Source organism: Aeromonas sp. HMWF014, from assembly GCF_963878295.1.
Taxonomy (GTDB): Bacteria; Pseudomonadota; Gammaproteobacteria; order Enterobacterales; family Aeromonadaceae; genus Aeromonas; species Aeromonas popoffii.
The window spans coordinates 18,509-23,616 of sequence record NZ_CAWNYS010000078.1 but is presented as its reverse complement, the minus strand read 5'-3'; the positions used below and the strand labels follow the sequence as shown (position 1 = coordinate 23,616).

Below are 5,108 nucleotides of genomic sequence, written 5' to 3'. Positions count from 1 at the left end.
ACCCGGTTGGGTCACGTGGCGGCGCATGGCCTGGGTGGCGGCGCCAAGCGAACAGCCGAGATCGTATAAATGGCTTCCCGGCTGGGCGTAGCGGGCAGCCATCATGCCGATGGCGGAGATGATGTTGCTGTAGCCCGGCACCGACCGCTGGATCATGTCGGGGAAGACATCGACGACCTGTTCGTCAAAGCAAAAGTCCCCCAATCGGGCGATAGGGGCGGCAAAAATCTGGTCTTTGGTATGCATGCTTGCGCAACCTGACAGTCGGTATATGAACCTACTGTTTGTTCAATTGAGTCGTTGGGTGACACCCTTCAGGGTTGTTTTATCACCGGTTTACGAACGGGGTGGCTGGCCGTGAGATCCTTTGGGCCTGTCCTGTTCGCAATGGGCCATTATCCGGGCCCTTGATCCGGAGCCGCGCTGTTTGTTGCAATGAATTGCAGTGGTCAACGGCAGGCCCCTTTTTGTGGAGCCGCGCTGCTTGTTGCAATGAATTGAAATGGTCAACGGCAGGCCCCTTTTTGTGGAGCCGCGCTGTTTGTTGCAATGAATTGCAATGGTCAACGGCAGGCCCCTTGCTTGGGGCGCTAGTGTAGAGGATTGATGGGCGTTTGTCTTGACGCCGAGCCCCGTCCAGCCACAAAAAAGCGGCTTTTTTTACGCCCGCCCGATGGCCGGTGACATGGCTGACTAAAAGCGCAGCACGCCCTGGCGCGCGCGATCGTTTTCCCCCGGCCAGGGGGCCATCTCCTGACCCAGTAGGCGGGTTATCTGACGGGCTAGCTCGGGTGACTGGGCATTGTCAGCGGTATGTATAAAGAGGTAGAGATCCTTTCCCTCCGCCAGCCACTGACGCCAATGGGGTAGCCAGCCTGGCAGGAAGGGGCGATTGGCGGCCGGATCCGGCAGACCGATGAGCCGTACCACGGGGGCACTGGCGGTGGCCAACAGATGCACCGGCAGTCTGGGCTTCTTGCCCTGGGCATCTATCATGGCTGCCGTGGTGGCCGGCACAGAGAACAGTGCCCGGCTGTCGAGCATGATGCGGTTGATGCCTTTTTCCATCAGCATCCGATTCAGGCTGCGCTCGGCCTCGCCTTTGGCGAAGAAATCGGGGTGGCGCACCTCGAGGGCATAGCGAAACTGTGTCGGCAGCCGGTTGAAGAATTCAGTGAGACGGGGAAGGCCGCTCGGGCCGAAGCGGGCAGGCAGTTGCAGCTTGAGCAACCCCAGCTTGTCGTGCAGCGGGGTGAGCAGCCGGATAAAGTCGGTCACCTGTTTGTCGGCGTCCACCAGATCGCTCTGGTGGCTGATCTCTTTCGGAAACTTGAAGCTGAAGCGAAAGTGAGCGGGCACCGCATCGGCCCAGCGTCGCACTGTTTCCGGGGGCGGCGAAGCGTAGAAGGTGGTGTTGCCTTCTACCGTGTTGAACACCCGGGCGTAGTGGGCGAGGTGCTCGGCGGGTTTGGCGCCCACGCCCAATAATTGACCGGGCCAGGCCGGGTGTGACCATTGTGGCAGGCCCAAAAAGAGGCTCATGTCGGATCCTGTCTGCGGGTTTATCTCGTTTTGCGCCCATTTTTTGCCTTGAGATGTAAAAAACAGGGCAAAGGGGGCTGCTGGCCATTTTACCCAAATGGGGGTTTTCCTCTATAATGCCAGCCCTTTTGTTTGCCAATGGTTGTGACTCACGCCGCTGTGCGCATATTGTGGCGACGGTAGCGGCCATGAATTGGCCAAACAACGACGCTTTCCGATGCCCTCTGACCGACTGCCCGGCCGCTTGCCAGCCGCCTCTGGTCGAGCCGATATCGGTGGCAGGTGTCCGATCCCGGGGGTCGGACGGTATGAGACAGATTTCAAACCGGGTAAGAACAAGACTCTGGCCAGCTGTGAGACAGACGGTGCTTGCCAGTCGTGCCCGGCGACCCAGGTTCACCGTCTCTCTACAATTTCGAAGGAAGAAGTCCATGCGCTCTATCTATTGCGGACAGGTCAATGAGGCCCATGCTGGGCAGACCATTACATTGTGCGGTTGGGTCCATCGTCGTCGCGACCTCGGCGGCCTCATCTTTATCGACATGCGTGACCGGGAAGGGATCGTGCAGGTGTTCTTCGATCCGGACAAGCCGGACGCCTTCGCCCTGGCCTCCGAACTGCGCGGCGAGTTCTGCATTCAGGTCTCCGGTGTGGTACGTACCCGTCCCGACTCCCAGCGCAACAGCGACATGGCCACGGGGGCCATCGAAGTGTTCGCCCACGAGCTCACCATCATCAACCGCGCCGAGCCGTTGCCGCTGGACTTCAACCAGGTCAACAGCGAAGAGCAGCGCCTCAAGTTCCGTTATCTGGACTTGCGTCGCCCCGAGATGGCCAAGTACCTGAAGACCCGTGCCAAGGCCAGCGCCTTCGTGCGCCGCTTCATGGACGAGCACGGCTTCCTCGACATCGAAACCCCGATGCTGACCAAGGCCACCCCGGAAGGTGCCCGTGACTATCTGGTGCCGAGCCGGGTGCACAAGGGCAAGTTCTACGCCCTGCCGCAGTCCCCGCAGCTGTTCAAGCAGTTGCTGATGATGTCGGGCTTCGATCGCTACTACCAGATCGTCAAGTGCTTCCGTGACGAAGACCTGCGTGCCGACCGCCAGCCGGAATTCACCCAGATCGACGTGGAGACCTCCTTCATGACAGCGCCGCAAGTGCGCGAGCTGATGGAAGAGATGATCCGCAACCTGTGGCAACACGTGCTGGCCGTGGATCTGGGCGACTTCCCGGTGATGACCTTCGACGAAGCCATGCGCCGTTTTGGCTCCGACAAGCCGGACCTGCGGCTGCCGATGGAGCTGGTCGATGTGGCAGACCTGCTGACTGATGTCGAGTTTGCCGTGTTTGCCGGCCCCGCCAACGACCCGAAAGGCCGTGTGGCAGCCCTGAAAGTGCCGGGCGGCGCCGAGCTGTCCCGCAAGCAGATCGACGAGTACACCAAGTTCGTCGGCATCTACGGTGCCAAGGGCCTGGCCTGGATGAAGGTCAATCATGCTGGAAGCGGCCTCGAAGGCGTACAGTCTCCGGTTGCCAAGTTCCTCTCCGATGAGATAGTGCGTGAGATCCTGACCCGTACCGGCGCGGCCGACGGCGACATCATCTTCTTCGGCGCCGACAGCAAGAAAGTGGTGGCCGATGCCATCGGTGCCCTGCGTCTGAAAGTGGGCCGCGATCTGGGTCTGATGGAAAACAGCTGGAAGCCGCTGTGGGTCATCGACTTCCCCATGTTCGAGGAAGACAGCGAAGGCGGCCTGGCGGCCATGCACCACCCCTTCACCGCCCCGAGCAACCTGGGCCCGAGCGAGCTGAAAGCCAACCCGCTCAGCGCCTATGCCAACGCCTACGACATGGTCATCAATGGCTACGAAGTGGGTGGCGGCTCTGTGCGTATCCACAACAGCGAGATGCAGGCCACTGTATTCGACATCCTGGGTATCACCCCGGCTGAGCAGCGCCTCAAGTTCGGCTTCCTGCTGGATGCGCTGAAGTACGGTACCCCGCCACACGCCGGTCTGGCCTTCGGCCTGGATCGCCTGAGCATGCTGCTGAGCGGTACCGACAACATCCGGGACGTGATTGCCTTCCCGAAAACCACGGCGGCCGCCTGTCTGATGACTGACGCCCCCAGCTTTGCCAACCAGGCGCAGATGAGCGAACTGGCGATTGCGACGACCGTCAAGGGTGATGAATAAGCCGGCATCCGGCACAGTCCCGGCCGCGCCCGGCGCGGCCTACCCGGTCACTTTGTGTTATTGAAATCTAAAAAATATAACGGAGAGTCTCTATGGCAGGTCACAGTAAATGGGCCAACATCAAACACCGCAAGGCAGCTCAGGATGCCAAGCGCGGCAAGATCTTCACCAAGCTGATCCGTGAAATCACCACCTCTGCCCGTATCGGCGATCCGGATCCCGCCAACAACCCGCGTCTGCGTGCGGCGGTGACGGCAGCCTTGACCAGCAACATGACCCGCGAAACCATCAACCGCGCCATCGCACGTGGGGCCGGTGGTGGCGACGGCGAGCAGCTCGAGACCATCGTCTACGAAGGTTACGGCCCGGCAGGCTCCGCCGTGATGGTGGAGTGTCTGACCGACAACCGTAACCGTACCGTGGCGGAAGTGCGTCATGCCTTCAGCAAGAGCGGCGGTAACCTGGGGACCGATGGCTCGGTCGCCTACCTGTTCAGCAAGAAAGGGCTGCTGACCTTCGTCGGTGTCGATGAAGATGCCCTGATGGATGCGGCACTGGAAGCGGGCGCCGACGACGTGGTGACCGAAGAGGATGGTTCCATCGAGGTGTACACCACCCCGAACGATTTCGGTACCGTGCTGGATGCGCTGGAAGCCGCCGGCTTCAAGGCACAGAACGCCGAAGTGACCATGATCCCTTCCACCGAGGCCGAGCTGGATGCGGAAACCGCGCCCAAGCTGATGCGTCTGATCGACATGCTGGAAGATTTGGACGACGTGCAGGAGGTGTACCACAACGGTTCCATCTCCGACGAAGTCGCCGCGACCCTGTAATCCGGTCCGTGAACACTCAGGTGGCGACGCTCTGTTCGCCCCCGCTAAAACGGCAGCCTCGGCTGCCGTTTTTCTTATGATGAGCTGGCACCTGAAGATCGTGCCGACCATGGCATTGCCTGCCTTAATTTCCCCTTAAGTTTGGCGACTTAAGCTGCCTGCAGTGTCCGGGCGCCCCAGCCCCTTGCCGCGCTTGCCTTCAGGACGCGCGGCAAGCGAGCACTCACAACCGGTGCCCCCATGCAGGGGCCCCAGTCCTGCCTGGTTTGTCGGAGTATCGTTATGCGCATCACCCTGGGAGTGATGAAGGTGAATCTGTTGCTGGTGCTGCTGTTTGCACTGGTGTTCAACTGGCCCATCTTCCTGCACTTTTACCGCACTCTCACCCAGCTGGAGCACGTCAAGGCGGGCTTTGCCCTCTCTATCCCCCTGGTGCTGCTGGCCGCGCTCAATGCGGTGTTTCTGCCCTTTACCTTCCGCTATCTGCTCAAGCCCTTCTTCGTGCTGCTGATCCTGATGGGCTCGGTGGTCAGCT

The 5,108-nt window shown here is 60.6% G+C and carries 3 protein-coding genes and 2 pseudogenes; 3 read left to right on the top strand and 2 right to left on the bottom strand.

The window, feature by feature from the left end:
- A pseudogene (locus tag AAC083_RS22855) lies at nt 1-246 on the bottom strand (carboxy-S-adenosyl-L-methionine synthase CmoA); the annotation flags it as partial.
- 447 nt (nt 247-693) lie between these two features.
- Nucleotides 694-1,542, bottom strand: coding sequence for a DUF72 domain-containing protein (locus AAC083_RS03035; protein ID WP_108535782.1), 849 nt, complete (start codon nt 1,540-1,542; stop codon nt 694-696).
- Between the two features lie 431 nt (nt 1,543-1,973).
- On the opposite strand from AAC083_RS03035, the gene aspS reads away from it, so the two are divergent.
- From aspS to AAC083_RS22850, 3 genes and pseudogenes are all read left to right on the top strand, one after another.
- A complete protein-coding gene (aspS, locus tag AAC083_RS03030; RefSeq protein ID WP_108535781.1) occupies nt 1,974-3,740 on the top strand; it encodes an aspartate--tRNA ligase in 1,767 nt (588 codons plus the stop codon).
- Between the two features lie 92 nt (nt 3,741-3,832).
- Complete coding sequence (locus AAC083_RS03025) at nt 3,833-4,573, top strand: YebC/PmpR family DNA-binding transcriptional regulator (RefSeq protein WP_005313105.1); 741 nt, start codon at nt 3,833-3,835, stop codon at nt 4,571-4,573.
- A 282-nt stretch (nt 4,574-4,855) separates the two neighbouring features.
- A pseudogene (locus AAC083_RS22850) lies at nt 4,856-5,108 on the top strand (phosphoethanolamine transferase); the annotation flags it as partial.